The following is a 20,844-nucleotide window of genomic DNA, read 5'->3' on the forward strand; positions in this document are numbered from 1 at the left end:
AATCGTGATACCAGTGCGCATGTCGCAACGTCGCATGCCGCAGCCGCCATGGGAATCCTGAAACGGACTCCTTCGTTCCGATCAATCCACTAGCGGTTGGCGATCCCGGTCTTCACCAGCTCCGCCTTCGCCGCCGCAAGCGCGATCGCGAAGGCTGGCTTGGCCATGAGCCGCTCGCCGATCAGCAACCCGATCGCTTCGCCTGCTGTCACGTCGCTACGGAAATGCCGCTCGCACACGATCCGGCTTTGCCATAATGTGCGGCGCGCGCCATGATCGCATCGGCCCGCGCCGGCACCAGTCGCGCCAGCACGGCGGCCACCGAGAACGCCATCGCCGTGTGCCCGCCGGGATAGCTCGACAACGGCTTGTCGCTACGCGTGCAATTTTGCAGCGAGGGATCGACGATCGACGGCCGCTGGCGCTTGAACGCAGCCTTGCCGCGATCGACCACATCCTTTTCTGTCGCTCGGACAAGATCGAAAAGATGCGTGGTCGCAGACAGTTTCGCCGCGTCGAACGTCGGTCCAAGTACGTCGGCAAAGATCGCCGCGCTCTTGGTATCGCCCTCCAGCCTGACGATAGCGATGTCGTTGGCGATACGGTGCCGCTCCATTGTGTGAAGCTCGGCCATTTCCGCCAACGCCTGCGCGCTGCCAGCATTTGGAAAAGGAGGCAGCACCGCCTGCGGGTCGAGGTCCGCAGGCGAGAGCATTGATGCCAGTCCGCCTTTAGCCGACTCTGCGCCAGCGCCCGAACCAAGGACCAGCCCGATCGTGGGCAGCGCGGACAGCCGCACGATCAGAACTTGAATGTGATGTCGCCAGTGATGGCGCGACCCGGCTGGTAATAATATTGGTCGAAATTGGTGGTCGTCGGCAGGCCGATCGCCGCAGGCAGCGTCTTGCTGCTCGACCCGATATTGGTCGTACGCTTCGAATCGAACAGATCGGTTACTTCGACCCCGACGCGGACCGGGCCGACCTCATAGCTCGCTGCGAGGATCGTCGTGTTGTAGGGGCGTATGCGGTATTTCCTGTACGTCGCAAGCGTCGGATCTTTCTTGATGTCCGCGTTGTTGGCGTATTGCGCACCGGTCAGCTTGTCGATCACCGAGAAACGGAATGGTCCGCGCTTCACGATGATCCCGCCCGCCGCAGTCATCACGGGCGCATTGGCGACTTGCTGGCGGCTGTCCTTGGCGATCGCGCGGTTGCGCGACCCGTTGGCGAAGATCGCGATGCCGTCCGCGACGGCATAGGTCACCTGACCCTCGACACCCTGGTACAGTGCGCCGCCGATATTGGTGAATATCGTGCCGACGCCCGCGATTGGCGAGACGAAGCTGAAGAACTTGTTCTTGAAGTCAATCGAATAGACGTCGGCATCGAGCGACAGTCGTTGGCCGTGATAGACGAAGCCGGCCTGATAGTTGGTCGAGCGTTCGGGCACGACGTTGGAATAGCTCAGATTATCGACGTAAAGCGCGTTCAGCGGCGGCGCTAGGAAGCCCTTGGCATACTCGCCATATATAGAAAATTGCGGTGTCATTTGCCAATTGGCTTGCAGGAACGGCAAATCGGCCGAATAGCTGTTGGCGAGGTTCTGCGCGTAGCGCGTAGTCTGGTTGTACAGCGCTAGGATCTTGCGGCCATAATCGACATGCTTGTAACCGGGTGTGATGGAGAGGCCAGGCAGCGGGCGTAGCTCGAGCTCGACGAATTCGATGGTATTGTTACCTTCGCTCTTTTGGTCGAACTTGACGTAAAGCGGGGTGGCCGCATTGGTTACCGGGTTGAAGGCCGGCTTTTCTATATAGTTGAAACCCCCGGTGGTCAGATCGACGTCGGTCTGCTGGCGATAGGTGTGGCTCCATTCGATCTGCGCGCCGGTGGTCAGCGCGGCAAACGGCGCGAACTCGATCCGCACTTTGGCGATGTCGCCGAACACGCGATACTTGTTGGTCTTGGTATAGCCCGGAACATTGCCGTTCAGAATCGCGTTGGCCGAGTTCCTGGTCGACAAGGCCGTGGTCGGCAGGACGGTGACGTCATTTGCCGACAGTGTCTCGTTGTCGTAATAATAGGTGTACATCCGGTTCTCGAACACGCTGTTCGGCGCGATCTGCGCCTCTAGCTTGACGATGCCGAAATCGGTCGTCTTGGTCGTGTGGTTGAACCGGTAATATTGCGGCGTCTTGGGGTTGTCGTTCAGGCTGAAATATTTGCCGTAGAGCGACTGTTGGTACAGCGTCGAACCGTCCTTGTCCGGCTGATTGAAGCGGTTGTTGTTATACGTGCCGAGGATCGTCAATGTGACATCGGGCGATAGCGGGATGACCGCTTTTCCGTACAGATTATAGTTGCGATATTTCTGGAAGCTGAGCCGACCGTTGGTGTTGGCATATTGCCCCGTGAAGACGAACTTGGTACCGCCCAGCGCGTCGATCGCACCGGTATTGACGAGCCCGCGAAGTAGGTAAGTGTCGAAGCTGCCATAGCTTGCCTTCAGCTGCCCGCCGAAGTCGTCGCGCGCCGCGCGGCTGAACAGGTTAATGTTGCCGCCGAACGTCGCTTGACCGAGCTGGCTGGCATTGCCCGGGCCGCGATCGACGATCAGCGTCTCGATCGTATTGGACGGGAAGAAGGTCGTCGAATGGTGTGTCGGGTCGTTGGTGTCGCCGAACGGTACGCCGTCATAGGTGATATTGTATTCGCCGTCCTGAAATCCGCGAATCTGCGCCTTCGATTCAGACAGCCCGACGCCATTATTGCCGCCGAAGTTCGACACGCTCGGCGTGATCAGTGCGATCTGGTTGAAATCGGCGGTGGCGGGCAGCGAATCCTCGATCAGCGACCGGCTTACGATTGCCTGTGGCTGGCGCGCTTCAAGCGAAGCAGTAACCGGCGCGATCTCATTTGCCTTGGTTCCCGTGACGACGATGTCGGACCCCTCCGCGATATCGCTTCCGAAAACTTGGCCATCGGGCGGGCGTTGTTCGCTATCGGCCGTCGGCGTTGTGGCATTCGAAGCTTCGGTTGCGGGGGCAGTGGCCGCGGAACCGGTCGCGTCCGCCGCCGGGCTGGTCTTGGCATGCGCGACCCCCAGAAACGAAGAAAAGGTAAGCGCGGCGGCGCTGACGGAGCGCAATAAGATGGAATTGATCATGCGTATTTCGGCGGATATGGGCGTGTTGAGCTGCGGCTCGATACCCCCCCTCGCCAGCAGGACCATGCGATGTTGTGGCATGCCGGATGCGTCGCTGGGCAAGTCTTTTGGCGATTTTGCCGGGAGGCGCACTTCGCGCCAAGTGACAGATCAGTCGCTCTTGTCCAACCGAAAGGGCAGCTCGCCGAAGCCAAATAGCCCCCGGTTCGTCCCCATCGCGGGCGTCCCTGCGCTCAATGTCGCATTCGCCTCGACCAACGCTTCCAGCATCACCTCCATCTCGACGCGCGCCAAATGCATTCCGGCGCACATGTGTGGCCCCGTTCCCCAGGCGAGATGGTCGCGAGCGTCGCGGGTCACGTCGAAGTCGTCGGGGCGGGCATAATGGCGCTCGTCGCGGTTGGCGCAGCCGTAAAGTAGCATCACGCGTGCGCCGCGCGGAATGATCATATCGTCGACCGCATAATCCTCCGCCGCGACTCGCGAAAACCATCGTATCACCGAAGAGTGGCGCACGCCCTCAAGGACAGCAGAGGGTATAAGGTTAAGGCGCTGCCGCAGCAGTGACCACTGCGCCGGGTTTCGCGCCAGGTTGTGAAGCAGGTGCCCTTTCGCCAAAATTGTCGTGTCGAGACTGGGGATTATGTACGCGCTGAGCGCCGCCATCGCCTCAGCCTGTGATAGTCGGCCGGTGCGCGCGGCGTCGAACAGCTGTCCCGCCCAGCTGCCGTCTCGCACCATATCTTCGTTTAGGGTCGCGATGAACCCGACCGCTTCGCGGAGGCGCACAATGTCGCTGGGATCGTGATCGGGGCCGATCACGTTGAATGCCGCCGCCGCCCACTCCAGCATCCGCTCGCGCCCGGCGCCCGGAAGTCCGACCAGATGCGACACGGCTTCCACCGGCAGGAACGACGCCAGGCTCCGCATGCCGTCGAACCATCCTGTGCCGATCAGCGCTTCGACACGCATCGCGATCATCGCCTTCAGGTCGACACGTGCGTTACGGAGCTTTGCAGGCGTCAGCGGTCGCATGACGGCTGAGCGCAGGCGGCGGTGAAGGTCACCGTCCGACTGAATGACATTCATCCCTTTCGGAGCGTTGAAGGCATTGCTGAAACCTACTCCCTCTCCGCTGATCAGTCGGGCGGGATCGCGCAGCGCAGATTGGACATCGGCATGGCGGCCGATCGCGTAGACGTCCGGATGACGGAGCCGCACTGCGGCCCCAGCATCGCGCAAGCGTCGATAGTCGTCGAACGGATCGCGAAGACTCGCGTCGCCGAACAGATCGAGCTTAAGTTCGGGGACCGCAGCATATCGCATTGCCATCTCTGTCAAACCTTCCGGCTTTCGCCTGACCTAGCGACGAAGGGGTGTCGATCCGGCCATGTCCGGCAGCCTAGCTTCGCGTCGACGCCGGCCGTTGTCCGCCAATTGCGCGCGCCAGCGCGCCAGTCCAGCGGTCGCCGCGCCAGGCGACATGTTGATCCGGACGCACAAGCGTCATGTCCGCACCATAGAGTTTGGCCACTGGCACGTCGGGTTGACGTATGATGACCATTGGCACACCGAGGTCCCGTGCCTCTCGGGCGGCATGATCGACTTCGACGGAATCAGTGCCGGCCGCGACGACCAGCGCGAAGTTCTGCCCGAAGATATCGTACAGGGAACGCCCATCGTTCAGCCAGGCATGTGGGGCCAGACAGCCTGGGCGCGCGGAGGGGCGGTAGACCTGGCTGTCATGTGGCGGCGGCGGGCCGCCTTCCGCGGCGACGATCGGCGACCTCTCGTAACACAGGCCCAGGACTGTCCCTAGCGTATCAAATTCGCGTGCCTTGGAAGCCTGAATTCCGGCACCGGCTTTCGCGCGGATCGCTGCGCCTTCGGGCGTGTCGTCTTCGATCTCTGGCGGGGGCGGGGCGACGTAGATGGCGTAGTTAGCAAGCGCTTCGTCGATCACCGCGCGATGCACCGGTCGCCGCTCAGCCTCGTAGCTTGCGACCAAGTGCGGCCCGCCCCATCCCTGAAGCGTCGCAGCGATCTTCCAGCCGAGATCGACACCGTCGCCCACGCCCATGTTCATGCCGTAGCCGCCAGCGGGAGGATGGAGATGGCAGGCGTCGCCCGCGAGGATGATGCGGCGGTCGGCGTAATTATCAGCGAGTAATTCGCTCGCCGTCCACGCATCGGCGCTCAGGATCTCGTATGGGAGGTCTATACCGGTACGGGCGCGGATCAGGTCCGCCGCCTCAGCGTCCGACAGCGTCTCTCCTAGCTTGGCGCCACCCGGCATGAATGCCCACACATCATCCTTGTCCATCGGTCCGATCGCGCTGAACCCGTCTTTGCCGATCTGCCAGTAGATCACGCCAGCGCCGTGCGCGTGCGCAGTCGCCAGGCCGGGCGCGCGGAAGATGATGTTGTAATGATGCGACAAGCCGTGACGACCTTCGAGCTTCGCTCCGATCAGTGCGCGCACGCTGCTTCGCGCGCCGTCGGCCCCGATCAGATATCGGGCGACCACCGGGAGTTCGACGCCTCCGCTTTCGATTGTCGCGGTCACCTCGTCATCATCCTGTTTGGCGGTGCCGAAGCTCGTATCGAAACGAACATCGACGCTCGGGAGCGATCGTGCTTTTTCAAGCATCACCTTCTCGAGCGTATATTGCGGCACCCATTGGGCATGTTCGGGGTATAGTGGCGAGCGCGTCGGTGCCGCGTTGAAAGCGTCGTCGAAGCGCGCCAGTTCATAGCCAGAGAGGCGTGTCACGAACACCATAGTGTTCGGATAGTCGACTCCGAACGGTGCCTCCGCCGCCAGGCGATCGGCGATGCCCCAGCGTCGCAGGTGCGTACGCGTCCGCACGTTCGTGGTTTTCGCACGCGGCGCCACGCCGACGCGGGCGTTGCGTTCGATCAGCAGCACGCGGATGCCGCGGGTACCTAACTCGATCGCCGCAGCAAGCCCGACCGGACCCGCCCCGACGATCAGCACATCGGTCCGGATCGGATCGACCATCAGTACGGCTGGCCCAAGGTTGCAAAAGCGTTGGTGAGCAGCGCCATATTTTCTGATGGTGGCGCTTTCTGCTGTTCAAGCTGTCCAAGTTTGACGCTGGTTTCGACGACTAGTTTCACGCGCTCGAAGCGACGCTCCATGAAAGCGGTGAGTGCTTCCTGCAAAGTTTCTGTCGTGCCCACGGATTGACCGAGCACGACGGCATCCTCCAGCGCCATTCCGCCTCCCATGCCCATATGCGCGCTAGTCGCATGGGCCGCGTCGCCGATCAGCAGCACCCGGCCCTTGAACCAAGTGTCGGGAACCATGAGCCAATCGAACGGCCGCCCGATAAACTGCGAATCTTCGGTGACACGACTGCGTAATTTCCTGATCGCTGGAGCAGTCATCGAGTCGAGCAGTTCCAGAAAGATGGTGCGCACGTCTTGGTCCGTCAGCCAACGCCACTCGGGCATGGCAATGACCGCAGGCACATATACCAAGTTATGCGGCAGACGATAGAATCCCAGTCGTCCTACCGATGAGACGTACCACCCTTCGTCCTCGATCGGGGCCCCTGGTGCCATCCATCGAATGCTGAGTTGACCGGCGAACTTCGGCTTGGGGGCATCGGGAAAGATCATCCCCCGAATCTTCGAACTGATGCCGTCGGCTGCGACCAGCAAATCGTAACAGCCTGTTTCTCCGTCGGAGAAGGTGACCGAAACGGCGTCCGCACCATTATCGATCGTCTCGTACGTCACGCCTCTACGAATCCGGACGCCAAGACGTTCGGCGGCGCCTCCTGCGACGTCGAGAAACACGGGACGATAGACAGCAACGGCATCCACTGCGCCGGGCCAGGTCGGCCGCTTGGGGCCAGCGCTGATCAAACTGCCCGTGGCATCGCGCAGCGATGCAGCAGTAGAATCTCGGCCGAACGGCGTCCCCGTGGCGTGGACTTCGTCATAGATACCGAGCTCCACCAATGTTTCAGCGGCACGCCCGGAAAACGCCAATGACGCTCCAAGTGGCGTCTCCGATAACTCGATCAGGTCGACTTTAACTCCCTGCCGCGCAAGCGCGATCGCGGCGTTCATGCCTGCAATACTGCCGCCGACCACCAACGCTGTTGATATACACGCCATTGCTATGCCCTTTTCGGGTTGAAGGTGTCGAAATTGGTCCGCCGAAACTCTGCGTCGGCTCCGGCCATGATCGGCTTGCCGTGCATGAAGCAGGCCTTGTCGAAATCGAGCTGGGCCAGCTTCGCGACGCTGGCGAGAGCGAGCTTCGGATCCTCCGTGCCGATAGCGAGTTTTAGGCGGCCGCGGTTGATACAGGCGTCCGCCGTGAACAGCAGGCCGCCATGTCGCCGCCAGAGGAACGCGATCTGCCCCGCACAGTGGCCAGGCACGTGGATCGCGGTCATGTCGGGCATGAAGGAAGGGGTGTCGCCGTCTTCCAGAAGCCGATCGACCTTGGTCGGTTCCACGTTTCGCACACGCCCGCCGAGCAGCTTGGCGAGGATCGCGTTGCGCAAGCCGGGAGAGGGTGTCATTGGCTCGCGCATCGTCTTGCCGGCCTCGATCATCGGCGCATCGATGGGGTGCGCCCAGACGGTTGCATTTGTCTCACGTTTCAATGCCGCGGCGCTCCCGATATGATCCGGATGACAATGTGTCAGGACGATGTGGCGCACGTCGGCTGGCATCTTACCAAGCGAACGCACGCCCTCGAGGATTTTTCTGGCGCTGCCTGGAAACCCGGTATCGAGCACTGCGAGGCCGTCTTGCGTCTGCAAGATATAGACGTTCACCAGACCTTGAATCAGATACAAGTCATCAGTGAGTTGCTTCACGGCCATGCGATGTTCCTTCGTCGACCTCTCTCGTCGAATGCTTGCGATTACGAACCGAGACAGGCGGCGTCGTCACCGTCGAGCCACCGTTTCATTCGACCGGTCAATGCCTCGATTTCAGGGCCGCGCGTGCCTGGCAGAGTCTTATCGACGTCGAACCCGATCTTTGTCTGCAAATAGGCGAGGTGGCGATAGCCGTCGGGAAACGACCCGAGCAGATCGGGATCCAATGTAGGAACCGCGGCAGGATCGACTGGCGTCATGCGGTCCAGTTCGTAGACTGGTTGCCGCAGCACGATGCCCCAGAGCCCGTCGCGCTTTTCAAGCGCATCGACGAAGCGACCGAGACACGTCACGTCGACCTCGACGTCGTCAACCTTGCCACGCTGCACGATCTGCATCTTTGATTGTGCAACGCCCCGCGCGCCCTGCACGTCGATGCTGATCCCGCCAAGCGCATGAAGACCGACGACGCCGGCATCGAAGCCCTTCCGGCATCCCGCGATGAAGTCTGCTGCGCTTGCCCTGAACCAAGTGGCGATCATCCGACCATCGTCGTGCCAGACCGAAGCGAAACGCTCCCAATCGCCGGCATCGCGCCAGATGACCCAGTTCTGCAGAAGTTCTCGGATCTCAAACCTGTCCATCGCGCCGTCAATCACGTGCCGGTTGTCGGCGCGGTCGAGTTCCCTAGATGCTTGCATCATTCCCGGTCATCCTCCGCTGCGGTCCCATTACGTCGAGGCCTGGCCGTTTAAGCCATGGCAAGCCGCTGGTGTTGCGCCGGACCCTATCGTTGAAGCTGGGTTGCAAGGAGATGCGATTTGCATGAGGTTGTTACCAAACAGGTATAGGGGCGGTATATCTCGAGCTGGCCGACAGGATGTCTATGAAGCTGCATCATCTGCGAAACGTGGTAGCCGTGGTCGAACGGGGAAGCCTGCGCGCGGGCGCCAAGCATCTCGGCCTCGCCCAGCCCGCCGTCTCGAGAAGCATTAAGGAGCTGGAACAGGAACTCGGCCTGGTCCTGTTTGAGCGCAACAAGTTCGGCATGACGTTGACCCGCGCGGGCGAGGTGTTCGTCCGGCGTGCAAAGGCCATCCAGGCGGAGTTCGCGCGCACGCTGGAGGAAATGGAGCATCTGAAGGGGGAGGACCGTGGCATGATCACGGTTGGATGCTCTAGCGCCACGCTGATCGCTATGGTGCCAACGATCGTGAACCGCTTTCACGTGAAATACCCGAACGTCCGGATCAAGCTGGTCGAAGGCTCGCTTCCGATGCTTGAGACGCAAATACGTGACGGCCTTGTCGATCTTTATTACGGCCCGGTGGCGACGGGGTTTGTTGATCCTGCGCTGCTGATCGAGTTGCTGTTCGAGAATGAACGCATGATCATCGGTCGGCGTGATCACCCTCTACGGTTGGCAACGACGTTGAAGGAACTCGTTGGGGCGTCGTGGGTGACGACGCCGATGGCGATCGACAGCGACAGCGAGGTGAACAGCGTATTCGCGGCGGCCGGTTTGCCGTCGCCACGCATCGTCATACAGGCGTCGTCGGCGATGAATCTCGCAGTAATCGTGGCGACATCCGATCTGCTGGCGCCAGTGCCACAGCAGTGGATGGAGTTGATCCGGGCAACTGGTCTGATGGAGCGTATTCCCGTGAGCGAGGTATCGAAAGCGCCTAAAATCTGTGCCGTACGCCGCGCCAATATCCCGCTCACGCCAGCCGCCGAATTTTTAAACGATCTGGCGACCCGTGCCGCGTCGACCTACCTGCACAAGCAGCGCCATGCAGTTTGATTATCTGCGGCACCCTATACCTGACGGGTAACAACTTCGTTCAAATGCCATCTTTCCCGCTTTCGATGCTCGCTGCATGTCCTGCATCATCGAACGGCTTCAGTCCGCGTGGAAACTCATTTTCCACTCTCACAGAGGCTGGACCAGACTCGCCCGATACGGAGCGATCGATTTGTGACAACCGTCTGGAAAAGGCGGCGTCAAGGAGGAGGGGATATGTCCGTTTCGCGCAAGACCTTGCTGATGCTGTCGGCAGCTGTTTTAATTTTTCCGGTCTCGTCCGTGGCGCAATCCAAGCCGGGCCAGACGGAGGTGCCGCAGTCGGACCAGACGACGACCGCAGCGCCTGGAGCGGCTGGGTCCACGTCGTCCACGACTCCGCCGCAAGGGCCGGCACAAGTCGGCCAGTCCCAGTCGTTGCAAGCGCCCGCTGAGGAAAGCGGGCTGCAGGACATCATCGTGACAGCACAGCAGCGCGGCGAAAACCTGCAAAAGGCAGCATTGCCGGTCGCAGTGGTGTCTGGAGCGGATCTGCTCAATTCCGGCGTCCGGGGCATCGATACGCTGGGCAAGCTCGTCCCGTCGCTCGTCGTCGCCAGCGGCGGTCAAGGGAACTTAGTTTTCATTCGCGGTGTCGGAAACTTCTCGTTTGTCGCGAGTAGTGATCCGGCCGCTGCATATAATTTTGACGGCATCTATGTCGGCCGGTCCAGTGCGACGTTCGGCACCTTCTATGATCTCGAGCGCGTCGAAGTGCTCAAGGGTCCGCAGGGCACACTGTACGGTCGCAACGCGACTGCGGGCGCGATCAATATCCTTCCGGTGCAGCCGCATCTTGGCGAAACGTCAGGTTATGCCTCGGCCAGCTATGGCAATTACAACGAGGTACAGGCCGAAGGGGCCGTCAATCTTGCTCTCGGGGAAAACGCAGGCTTCCGCGTGTCCGGAACGTATACACGCCATGACGGCTACTTGAACGATGGCACCCAGACCGATGACTCCGCTGGCGCACGGGCTCAATTGAAAGTGAAACTCACTCCGGCGCTAACCGTGCGCCTCGAAGCCGATTATGCCCAGCAGCGCGGATTGGGCGGCGGCTCGAACTATGTAGGGAAATATGCCTTCAACCCGGTCACGAGGCAATTCGCCACGACCGCGGCGGGCCTCCCCTATGACGAAGGTCTTTTCACTCCAGCGGCGCAGGCTTATCGCACGACGAACGGCACGGCGGGCAGGCTCGCTGGCCGCTTCCTCGACCCGCTCGTCCAAGGATTCCAGCGCAACGATGTGTACGGCGTTGCTGCGCACGTCGACTGGGAGACGCCGATCGGCACGTTCAGCGTCGTGCCCGCGTGGCGTCATGCGCGAAAGGACAACCTCAATACCGAATCCGCGCAGGCGGTTGGTAACACGCAGGAGGCGAATCAATATTCCGTCGAAGCGCGTCTCGTCAGCAACAGCGGCAACCTGATCGATTACATCGTGGGTGCTTATTATTTCAGTGAGGAAATCCTCGACGACGTTCACAATTCAGCCGGGTCGCTCGCCAATTTCAATTTTGGCCGCTTCACGACGCATTCGCCATCCGCCTACGGTCGGCTGACGCTACACGCTACCGACTGGCTACGATTTACCGGCGGGGCGCGCTACACCGAGGATCACAAGAATTTCTTCGGCGCACAGAACACGGCGCTGGCCATCGTCTGCGCCGTCCCTGCGGTTTGTCCAACGGCACCCCTTTTGCCTTACACCACCACGCTGGCGCAACAGCCATTCGCCCCGGCTCTGGGCGGCCGCCCGGTCGTCCGTGCCCCGGGCGTGCTAGTGGCCAGGTCGGACACCTTTCCCGGCGGTAAGCTCGACACCAGCAAGGTTACGTATCGCGGCGCGATCGAGATTGATCTTGGGCCGCGCTCGCTGCTCTATGCCAGCATAGAGACCGGCTACCGCGCCGGCGGCTTTAATGCCTTCAACGTCTATAATCCCGAAAATATCACCGCCTACACGATCGGTTCCAAGAACCGGTTCTTCGACAACCGTCTCCAACTCAACCTAGAGGCGTTCTATTGGAAGTATAAAGATCAGCAGCTGACCTATTTCGGCATTGATCCGACCGGTCGGCTGGGCATCATCACGGCCAATGTCGGGCAATCAACGATAAAGGGCATCGAAGCCGAGGCGCGTGTTTTACTGACGCCTACAACGACGTTGACCGCCAATGTGCAGTATCTCGACGCGAAATATGATCGGTTCAATTACCCTTCACCTGCGCCGGTGCTCAGTGGTTGCTCCGTCACACAGGCTGGTGCTCTCTATAATGTGGATTGCTCCGGCAAGACTGCACTTAATTCACCTAAATGGACGGTTAACCTGGGTGCGCAGCAAACACTGGCCGTCGGCGACAACCAGATCGTGCTCAGCGCGGATACTCAGTATCGGTCAAGTCGCTACACGGGTTTTGACTATATTCCCCAGGAGTACGTCAAGGATAGCTGGATCTCCAACGCATCGATCTCATTTGGCGCGAAGGACGGGAAATATATCATTGGCGCGTTCATCCGGAACCTCACCAACGACCGCCCCCAAGTGTATGGGACGCCCGTCCCGGGTTCCAATCTGATCGTCTCGATCATCTCCCCGCCGCGCACCTACGGCTTGCGCGTTTCGACGCGATTCTAGTCCAATCCAAACCAGGCAGACACTTGGATGTTGGCCTGCACCCGGCAGAAACAGACGAGGACCTTAACATGAAGCTGTTGCGATATGCCGATGGCGCGGTGGCAAAACTCGGTGTGCTCCACCCTGAACAAGACGATCGGATCGTGTCGCTCGACTTTTTGTCGAGCGAGTTCCCCACGATGCTGTCGATCATTCGGGGCGGGGCAGCGGCACTCGATCGCGTGCGTGATATCGCCGGTCAGGCCGAGCATTCGATCGCGCTCGCTGAGATACGCCTGCTCCCACCGATCGAACGACCCGGCAAGTATCTCGCGATCGGCATGAACTATGCGAAGCATATCGAGGAGGCCAAGCGTCTTGGTCAGCCGACGCCCACGAACCAATTTTGGTTCAACAAGCAGACCAGTTGCTTAGCCGGGCCGTTCGATGACATCGATCCGGGTGTGACGGAACAACTCGATTACGAGGTCGAACTTGGGGTAGTCATCGGCAAGCCGGCGAAGGCCGTGAGCGAAGATCAGGCGAAGGATCATGTGTTCGGCTATGTCGTCGCGGATGACGTGTCGGCGCGCGATTGGCAGCGGCACTCGCCGACGTTCACGATGGGCAAGTCGTTCGACACGCACGGACCGATCGGCCCCTGGATCGTGACGGCGGACGAGATTGCCGATCCGCACGCGTTGAAGCTGCGCTGCCTGGTGAATGGTGAGCTTCGTCAGGACAGTAATACGAGCGAGCTTGTCTATAACGTCTGGCAGCAGATTGCCTACCTCTCGACTGCCTTCACGCTAGATGCGGGGGATTTGATTGCGACGGGCACGCCGTCGGGCGTCGGCATCGGCATGAAGCCGCCACGGTTTCTCCAACCTGGCGACATCGTCCGCTGCGAAATCGATGGCATCGGCGCGATCGAGAACAGGGTTGCGCAGCGATGACGGTGCCGCCGGCTGGTCCCGATACGGGCAACCCGCTCGACCATGCGCCGATGCGTATGCGCCAGATCCTTGTGTTGATCACTGCCGTCCTGCTGGCGGCGCTGGACGGTTATGATGCGCTGTCGATGGCGTTCGTCGCTCCGGTGCTGGCGCGCGACTGGCACATCGGCAAGGACGTCATAGGACTTCTGCTGTCCAGCAGTCTTGTTGGCATGGCGATCGGAGCCATCGCTCTCTCTCCGCTCGCGGACAAGCTGGGACGGCGCGCAGTGGTCCTCGGGGCCATCCTAATCCTCATCGTCGGGGCAGCACTGTCGGCGGTATCGGGATCGGTGCTGCTGCTTGCTGCCTCGCGGGTGACGACCGGTATCGGGATCGGGGTAATGGTCGCGATGACGACGCTGATCTCGGCCGAGTTCGCAAACATCCGCCGACGCGCGCTCGCTGTTGCAGCGGTCGCTACCCTCGGCTTTCCGCTTGGGGGCATCATCGGCGGGTTCGGATCTGCAGCGATCCTGAAGGCCGCGACGTGGCATTGGGTATTCGGGGCCGGCGCGATTGCCGGTGCGATGCTGTTCGTATTGGTGGCGCTGATGTTGCCGGAATCGCCGACATTCCTTATCGCCCGCCGTTCGCCAGGCGCGCTGGACCAAGTCAATCGCATCCTCTCGCGCATCGGCCAGCCGGTCATGTCAGAACTGCCACCGGCTGCCGACCGTCGCGATGCCCGCTATGCACTGTTGTTCGCCGCCGGGCTGCGCGGCATAATCCTCCGCCTGTCGGTGACCGCGATCCTGATCGCAACGTCATCCTACTACATTCTCAACTGGCTGCCCCAGATGGTCGTCGATGCTGGATTCACGCCAGCGCAGGGGAGCCTGGTGTCGGCGCTCTCCGGTGTGATTGGTTTCGTCGGCGGCATCGGTTTCGCATCTTTTGCCAACCGCTTCGCGCCCACGAAGGTCGCCGCGACTGCGATGACAGGCGCTGCGATCGCGCTGGCGGCGGTAGGCCTGGTGCCCCCGGTCATCACCTTGTTCGTGATCTCCGCAGGCGTGCTTGGCTTCTGCCTCGCAGGAACCACGGGCATGCTCTACGGCATCATGGCCAATACCTTCCCCGTGGCTTTGCGCGCATCGGGAATCGGCTTGGTGATGGGTGCCGCGCGGATCGCGAGTGCCGCCGGACCGGCGCTGGCCGGCGTGATGTTTGCGCACGGCATGACGCGCGCCGGCGTGTCGCTTATCTTCGCGATCGGACCGCTCATCGCGGCGATGCTGATCGGCACCTTCCGCCATCGTTCAGTCAGTTTGAACCTGCGCTCACCACAGATCAACAGGAGTACAACGCGTGGCTAGTCGCAAAATCATCATCACCTGCGCCGTTACGGGCGGCATTCACACACCGTCGATGTCGCCGTACCTGCCAATCACGGCGGAGCAGATCGCGGATGCGGCTGTCGGCGCGGCGGAAGCAGGTGCTGCGATCGTTCACCTCCACGCCCGCAATCCGGTCGACGGCCGGCCGGACCAGTCGCCCGAGGCGTTCGAGCCCTTCTTGCGCAGCATCAAGCAGCGCTCGGACGTGATCTGCAACCTGACGACTGGCGGCGCGCCGGGCATGACGCGGGAGGAGCGACTACGCCCGGCGTCGGTCTGGAAGCCCGAGGTAGCGAGCCTCAACATGGGTTCGATGAACTTCGGTCTCTTCCCGATGCTCAAGCGCTTCAAGGAGTTCCAGCACAACTGGGAACCGGCGATGCTGGAAAGCACGCGTGATGTCGTGTTCCGCAATACGTTTGCCGATATTCAATATGCGTTGGAGACGCTCAACGAGACCGGTGCGCGATACGAATTCGAATGCTACGACACCAGTCACCTGCATAACCTCCACTATTTTTACACCGAAGGCCTCGTGAAGGCACCGCTGTTCATTCAGACGGTATTTGGTCTGCTCGGCGGAATCGGATCGCATCCCGACGAAGTCATGCACATGAAGCGAACGGCAGACCGGCTCTTCGGTGACAACTATCGCTGGTCCGTGCTGGGCGCGGGACGCAGCCAGATGCCGATCGCGGCGATGGCGGCAGCAATGGGCGGCAATGTCCGTGTAGGGCTGGAAGATTCGCTGTGGCTCGGCGCAGGTCGCCTAGCCGAGACCAACGCGACGCAGGTCAAGCAGGTGCGCAAGATCATCGAAGGCCTAGGCCTTGAGGTGGCCACCCCGGATGAGGCCCGCGACATTTTGGAGCTGAAGGGCAAGGACCGCGTCGGGTTCTGATCGCGACACGGGCATCCGACAGACTTCATCATGCCCTTCATCTTGCAGACCATTTTCGGAGCTTGATCATGCCCAGCACTTTCCGCCTCGCCTATGTCGATCTTGCGACGCCGTCGCTCGATGATGCAGTGAACTATTATCGAGACATCCTGGGCCTGAACGAGACCGAGACAACCGGCGCTTCGACCTATCTCGGCCTCGGTATCGATCACCATTCCGTCGCCCTGCACAAAGCAGAGCAAGCCGGTATTGGCGCGATCGGCCTCCAGGTCAGTGGTAACGAAACGCTCGACGACCTCGCTCGCCGGCTGACCGGTATGGGCCTCAGCTCGCACCTCAAGAGCGATGCGCGGCCCGGCGTTCCGGCGCTCCTCGAAGTAGCTGATGTCGGCGGCCATACCTTTCACCTTTTACCCGCAATGGCGCTGACGGATGCCAAATTCAGCGGGACCGGTCTAGCGCCGCTCCGGATGGGTCACGTGGCGATCCTGTCTACCGACGCCCCTCGTCTGCTGGAATTTGTAACAGGCGCACTCGGCTTCTCGACCACTGACTGGTTCGAAGACGTTGTCACCTTCGTCACCTGCAATCGCGATCATCACGTGCTGAACGTGATCGCTGCGCCCGTAGCGACGATGCACCACTTGGCCTTCGAACTGGTTGGCCCGGAGCATCAGATTCGCGCAGCCGACCTTCTCGCGGAGCGAGAAATACCAACCCTTTGGGGCCCCGCGCGACACACTGCGGGACACAATATCGCATCCTATCACTATGGTGCCGACGGCGCGCTGATCGAGCTATTCAATGATATGGACGTGTTCGTACCCGAGCTTGGCTATTGCGAGCCACGCCCGTGGCACGGAGATCGTCCGCAATATCCCAAGCATTGGCCGATCACGTCGATGAGCCGGTGGAACACGCGGTACGAGTTCGACCTTGCCGCCGTCGCCTTCGGAATGCCCACTGAGCTTGGCTCCTGAACCGCCGGCCGAAATACAGGAGATCGAATGGTGGACAAGGTTGACGCCGACACTTTGAGTCGCACGGACGACTATGACCTAGTCATCCGCGGTGTTCATGTATTTGATGGGCGCGAGGCGCTTATTGGCCTGCGTGATGTAGGCCTGCGGGACCGCGAGATCGGCGCCATTTCCGAAGCACCGCTTCGCGGCCGCCGTGAGATCGATGGTGCGGGCGGCTGGCTGATACCCGGGCTGATCGACACGCATCTGCATTTCTTCGACTTCAGGGTGGTGACTGACCCGGACACGCTCGACGGATTTGTTAGGGAGGCGGCCCCCGTGCTGCTTCAACAGTTCCTGGAGAGCGGGGTGACCATGATCAAGTCGGTGGGCGATCCGACCACCGAAGTTCTGGACCTGCGGGCAAGGCTGGCGGGCGGGGCGCTACGGGGCCCGCAGATGCTTGTCACAGGAAATGGGCTGACCGGTCGGGACGGTCATCCTGCATCCACGATATTTGGGGGGAATCCGTGGTTCCGCGCACGCGCCACCGGAGAGGTGGAGAGCCCGCAGATGATGCGCGACCTCGTCCATCATCTCGCCGACAGCAAGGTGGATGCGATAAAGCTGCTTTCTGAGGGAGGCTGCTGGTGCCCAGGCTCGCCTAAATATCTTTGGAAAAATCCGGTGTTCCCAGCCGTCGTCGAACTCGTACGGTTGCCGACGAACGTCCTACGGGCAGGCATCGAGGCTGCCCATGATCGTGGCCTTCGCGTCACCGTCCACACCGTCCAGCAGGCTGCGGCGATCGAGGCACTGGAAGCCGGCGCGGATGGGCTGGAGCACGGAGTCACGGTCGAGCCAATCACCGACAAGGCGCTTATCGACCTGATGATCGAACGCAAGGCGACCTACGCCCCTACGTTATGGATTCATGACGCAGTGCATCCACATTCCCGTTCGAACACCAAGCTCGTGGCAGACGCCGGTGTCATGATGGTGTTGGGTAGCGACAGCTTTTGCGGCCGGGGGGCTTTTGGTGAAAACAGCTTGGAAGAGGCCGAGTTGATGGTCGCCGCGGGTATGACGCCGCAGCAGGTCCTGGTCGCTGGCACGAGCAGTGCTGCTTGGCACCTCGGTCGACCTGACGTTGGAACGGTCGCGGCGGGAAAGCGGGCGGACCTGATCTTGCTGGCGGACAACCCGCTCGTCTCCATTAGCAATCTGCGGACCCTCTCCCTCACGATTTTAAACGGGGAGGTCGTCGTTGACCGGCGCTGAGTCATGCGTTTTGTCGGTTGCCGACCCAGTGCCTGTGACAGTTCTGACAGGCTATTTGGGTGCGGGAAAAACCACCCTCCTTAATCGCATTCTCGCTGAGCCTGATGGGCGCCGTTACGCGGTGATCGTCAACGAAGTCGCGGACCTCGGAATCGATGGCGACCTTGTCCTGGACGCGCAAGAGGAGGTTGTGACCCTTACCAATGGATGCATCTGCTGCAATGTGCGTGGTGACCTATTGCGGGCTTTGCAGTCTATCCTCGCGCGCTGCATCATGCTGGACGGCATCGTCATCGAGTTGACCGGTCTTGCCAGTCCTGCCCCGGTCATCCAGACTTTCTTCATGGACCCGCAAGTCAGCGCTGGGGTTCGCCTGGACGCGATCGTCGCGGTCATAGATTCCGTGCATCTTCGCACGCAGCTGGACGTGGCGCCGGAAGTCGCCGCGCAAGTCGCCTCCGCCGACCTGATACTGCTTAACAAGACCGATCTGGTCGGCACGGATGAACTCGATTGGGTAGAAGCGGAAATCCGCGAACTGAACCGCTTCGCGGAGATCCGTCGCACCTCACACGCCGTGCTGCCGGTCGCGGAGGTGTTGAACCGGAACGCCTTCGAACTGCTCCGCGTCATCGAGCGCATGCCCAGCTTCAGCGATGTTAGTAATCGGCACGCCAGCGGCATCGAAAGCGTGAGCTTTCAAGCGGATCGGCCGCTCGACATCGATCGCTTCCTGCGGTGGATCGACAGCCTGATCGCCCTGCAGGGGGACGACATCCTTCGCGTTAAGGGCATTCTGAACTTCTCGGACCAGGGTCGGCGCTTCGTCTTCCAAGCGGTTCACCGGATTATGGACGGTGACTTTCTGGACATCCCTTCAGCCAAAGCGTGCGGCTCAAAGCTAATCATGATCGGTCGCGGCCTGGACCATGAGCGGCTGCGCCTTAACTTCGCGGGCTGTCAATCCAAGGTGGCCGAGGTTTCGACGATGATCGACGCCAAGGCACACGATGCGGACCTGCCATGGATGGCAGAGGCGGTCGGCGAACATCGCGCAGGCACGGCACCAGAGGAAACATGGACATGATTGTGGAGGAGAACGTGCTCGAGCGCTTGTTCACGGGAGCTCGTTCGCAAAACGGATGGAGCGCCGAACCAGTTAGTGATGATCAGCTTATCGACGCCTACGAGATCGCGAAATGGGGTCCCACTTCCATGAACACGCAGCCAATGCGGCTTGTGTTTCTGCGATCAGCCGAGGCGAAGGACCGGCTGAAACCAGCAGTCGGACCGAACAACGTGGAAAAGGTGATGACGGCGCCTGTCGTGGCGATCATCGCTTATGACACCGAGTTTTATACAGAACTGCCCAAGACCTTCCCACACCGCCCAGGCGCGAAAGGCATGTTCATCGACAACACCGCTCTCGCGCAATCGACGGCGTTTCGGAACGGATCGCTTCAGGCAGCCTATTTTATGCTGGCGTTACGCGCTGTCGGACTCGATGTCGGGCCGATGTCGGGCTTCGATCCCGCCAAGGTCAATGTCGAATTTTTTGCCGGATCTTCGCTGCGTGCAAACTTCATCTGTGGGATCGGGCACGGTGACCCAGCGAAAGTGTTCGACCGTTTGCCGCGCCTCAGCTTCGACGAGATTGCCCGGTTGATCTAGCGACGCATAGCCGACGTTCCCTTGTTGACACCCTCTAATACCAGATCCCGTGAGGGCTGACTCATAGTGGATTCCCAAACGGTTTGAAGTTTGATTCAATGGTCGCGAACCAGATGGAGGTTGGCGATGGCATCGGCAGTGGCGCTTCGAGATGATTTCACGGCGAGGAAGATGCGGGCATTGGCGCGGTTGAGCGGTGACGCAAACCAGGTGCGTCGGCTGTTGGCGCTGGCGACGATTTGCGAGGGCGGGACACGGAGCGAAGCAGCGCAGCTTGGCGGCGTAGGTCTCCAGACGGTTCGCGACTGGGTGCTGCGGTTCCACGCAGCCGGACCTGACGGCCTGATCGACGCGGTACCGCCTGGTGGCGTGCCGCTACTCGATGACGCGCGGCGTCGGGCCTTGGCGCAGATTGTCGAGAGTGGTCCGATCCCTGCCTCGCACGGTGTCGTGCGCTGGCGATTGATCGATCTGGTGCAGTGGGTGTGGGCGAGTTCGCGATCAGCGTCAGCAAGCAGACATTGAGCCGGGAGCTGCGCGCCTGGGGTATCGCAAGCTGTCGGCGCGGCCGCGCCATCATGCGCAAGATGATGAGGCCATCCCGACGTTTAAAAAAACTTCCCAGCCCAAGTGGCGGCGATCCGGGCAGCGCTTTCGCGCGGCACACCGATAGAGCTTTGGTGGCAGGACGAGGCGCGCGTCGGCCAGAAGAACGGGATCACCCGGCGCTGGGCCCGTCGCGGCACCCGGCCTTCGGCGCCGAAAGACCAGCGCACGGCATCGGCCTATATTACGGGGCGATCTGCCCGGCTGAGGGGACGGGCGCGGCGCTCGTGCTGCCGCGATGCAACACCGAAGGGATGGCCTTGCATCTGGCTGAAATCTCCGCCGCCGTCGCGCCGGGCGCGCACGCCATCCTGCTCCTTGATCAGGCGCGATGGCATGGCTCGGGCGCGCTCATCGCTCCCGCCAACATCACCTTGCTGCCGCTGCCGTCGAAATGCCCCGAGCTCAACCCGGTTGAGAATGTCTGGCAGTTCATGCCCGACAACTGGCTCTCGAACAGGATCTTCAAATAATACGACGACATCCTGGATCAATGCTGCTTCGCATGGAACCGCCTCGCCGATCAGCCATGGCGCATCATGTCCATCGGGCTGCAATCATGGGCGCATGGGTGATGATCGATGAGACTTGGT

17 protein-coding genes and 1 pseudogene are annotated in these 20,844 nt (G+C 61.1%); 10 read left to right on the forward strand and 8 right to left on the reverse strand.

Annotated features, from left to right (window positions below; genetic code table 11):
* Positions 1 to 89: 89 nt before the first annotated feature.
* From ACVWZA_RS20580 to ACVWZA_RS20615, 8 genes are all read right to left on the reverse strand, one after another.
* Positions 90 to 212, reverse strand: a complete 123-nt coding sequence (locus ACVWZA_RS20580) for a hypothetical protein (RefSeq protein WP_457313313.1) — start codon at positions 210 to 212, stop codon at positions 90 to 92.
* Positions 209 to 715: a hypothetical protein gene (locus ACVWZA_RS20585; protein ID WP_457313314.1), complete on the reverse strand. Its 507-nt coding sequence runs from the start codon at positions 713 to 715 to the stop codon at positions 209 to 211. Before ACVWZA_RS20585 ends, ACVWZA_RS20580 begins: the two co-directional genes overlap by 4 nt.
* 86 nt (positions 716 to 801) lie before the next feature.
* Entirely contained in the window at positions 802 to 3,168 is a 2,367-nt protein-coding gene (locus tag ACVWZA_RS20590) for a TonB-dependent receptor (RefSeq protein ID WP_457313315.1), read from the reverse strand.
* A gap of 150 nt (positions 3,169 to 3,318) precedes the next feature.
* Complete coding sequence (locus ACVWZA_RS20595) at positions 3,319 to 4,494, reverse strand: cytochrome P450 (RefSeq protein WP_457313316.1); 1,176 nt, start codon at positions 4,492 to 4,494, stop codon at positions 3,319 to 3,321.
* Positions 4,495 to 4,570: 76 nt separating this feature from the next.
* On the reverse strand, positions 4,571 to 6,190 hold the full coding sequence (locus tag ACVWZA_RS20600) for an FAD-dependent oxidoreductase (protein WP_457313317.1): 1,620 nt from the start codon (positions 6,188 to 6,190) through the stop codon (positions 4,571 to 4,573).
* Positions 6,190 to 7,317, reverse strand: a complete 1,128-nt coding sequence (locus ACVWZA_RS20605; RefSeq protein ID WP_457313318.1) for an FAD-dependent monooxygenase — start codon at positions 7,315 to 7,317, stop codon at positions 6,190 to 6,192. Before ACVWZA_RS20605 ends, ACVWZA_RS20600 begins: the two co-directional genes overlap by 1 nt.
* 2 nt (positions 7,318 to 7,319) lie before the next feature.
* Positions 7,320 to 8,036 carry an MBL fold metallo-hydrolase gene (locus ACVWZA_RS20610; RefSeq protein ID WP_457313319.1) on the reverse strand — a complete coding sequence of 239 codons (717 nt, stop codon included), beginning with the start codon at positions 8,034 to 8,036 and terminating at the stop codon, positions 7,320 to 7,322.
* Positions 8,037 to 8,077: 41 nt separating this feature from the next.
* Entirely contained in the window at positions 8,078 to 8,737 is a 660-nt protein-coding gene (locus tag ACVWZA_RS20615; protein WP_457313320.1) for a nuclear transport factor 2 family protein, read from the reverse strand.
* A gap of 182 nt (positions 8,738 to 8,919) precedes the next feature.
* Between ACVWZA_RS20615 and ACVWZA_RS20620 the strand changes: the two genes are divergently transcribed.
* From ACVWZA_RS20620 to ACVWZA_RS20665, 10 genes and pseudogenes are all read left to right on the forward strand, one after another.
* Positions 8,920 to 9,837, forward strand: a complete 918-nt coding sequence (locus ACVWZA_RS20620; RefSeq protein ID WP_457313321.1) for a LysR substrate-binding domain-containing protein — start codon at positions 8,920 to 8,922, stop codon at positions 9,835 to 9,837.
* 216 nt (positions 9,838 to 10,053) lie between these two features.
* Entirely contained in the window at positions 10,054 to 12,516 is a 2,463-nt protein-coding gene (locus ACVWZA_RS20625) for a TonB-dependent receptor (RefSeq protein ID WP_457313322.1), read from the forward strand.
* Positions 12,517 to 12,584: 68 nt separating this feature from the next.
* On the forward strand, positions 12,585 to 13,451 hold the full coding sequence (locus tag ACVWZA_RS20630) for a fumarylacetoacetate hydrolase family protein (protein ID WP_457313323.1): 867 nt from the start codon (positions 12,585 to 12,587) through the stop codon (positions 13,449 to 13,451).
* On the forward strand, positions 13,448 to 14,809 hold the full coding sequence (locus ACVWZA_RS20635) for an MFS transporter (RefSeq protein ID WP_457313324.1): 1,362 nt from the start codon (positions 13,448 to 13,450) through the stop codon (positions 14,807 to 14,809). Before ACVWZA_RS20630 ends, ACVWZA_RS20635 begins: the two co-directional genes overlap by 4 nt.
* Positions 14,802 to 15,731 carry a 3-keto-5-aminohexanoate cleavage protein gene (locus ACVWZA_RS20640; RefSeq protein WP_457313325.1) on the forward strand — a complete coding sequence of 310 codons (930 nt, stop codon included), beginning with the start codon at positions 14,802 to 14,804 and terminating at the stop codon, positions 15,729 to 15,731. Before ACVWZA_RS20635 ends, ACVWZA_RS20640 begins: the two co-directional genes overlap by 8 nt.
* Before the next feature lie 68 nt (positions 15,732 to 15,799).
* Positions 15,800 to 16,711 carry a VOC family protein gene (locus ACVWZA_RS20645; RefSeq protein WP_457313352.1) on the forward strand — a complete coding sequence of 304 codons (912 nt, stop codon included), beginning with the start codon at positions 15,800 to 15,802 and terminating at the stop codon, positions 16,709 to 16,711.
* Positions 16,712 to 16,738: 27 nt separating this feature from the next.
* Positions 16,739 to 17,974 (forward strand): amidohydrolase family protein, encoded by a 1,236-nt coding sequence (locus tag ACVWZA_RS20650; protein ID WP_457313326.1) that lies wholly within the window; start codon positions 16,739 to 16,741, stop codon positions 17,972 to 17,974.
* Complete coding sequence (locus ACVWZA_RS20655; protein ID WP_457313327.1) at positions 17,961 to 19,061, forward strand: CobW family GTP-binding protein; 1,101 nt, start codon at positions 17,961 to 17,963, stop codon at positions 19,059 to 19,061. The genes ACVWZA_RS20650 and ACVWZA_RS20655 overlap by 14 nt, the downstream gene beginning before the upstream one ends.
* Entirely contained in the window at positions 19,052 to 19,645 is a 594-nt protein-coding gene (locus ACVWZA_RS20660) for a malonic semialdehyde reductase (RefSeq protein ID WP_457313328.1), read from the forward strand. Before ACVWZA_RS20655 ends, ACVWZA_RS20660 begins: the two co-directional genes overlap by 10 nt.
* Positions 19,646 to 19,771: 126 nt before the next feature.
* Positions 19,772 to 20,826 (forward strand): annotated as a pseudogene (locus ACVWZA_RS20665) (IS630 family transposase).
* Positions 20,827 to 20,844: the final 18 nt, after the last annotated feature.

The sequence above is a fragment of the Sphingomonas sp. UYAg733 genome (assembly GCF_054057355.1).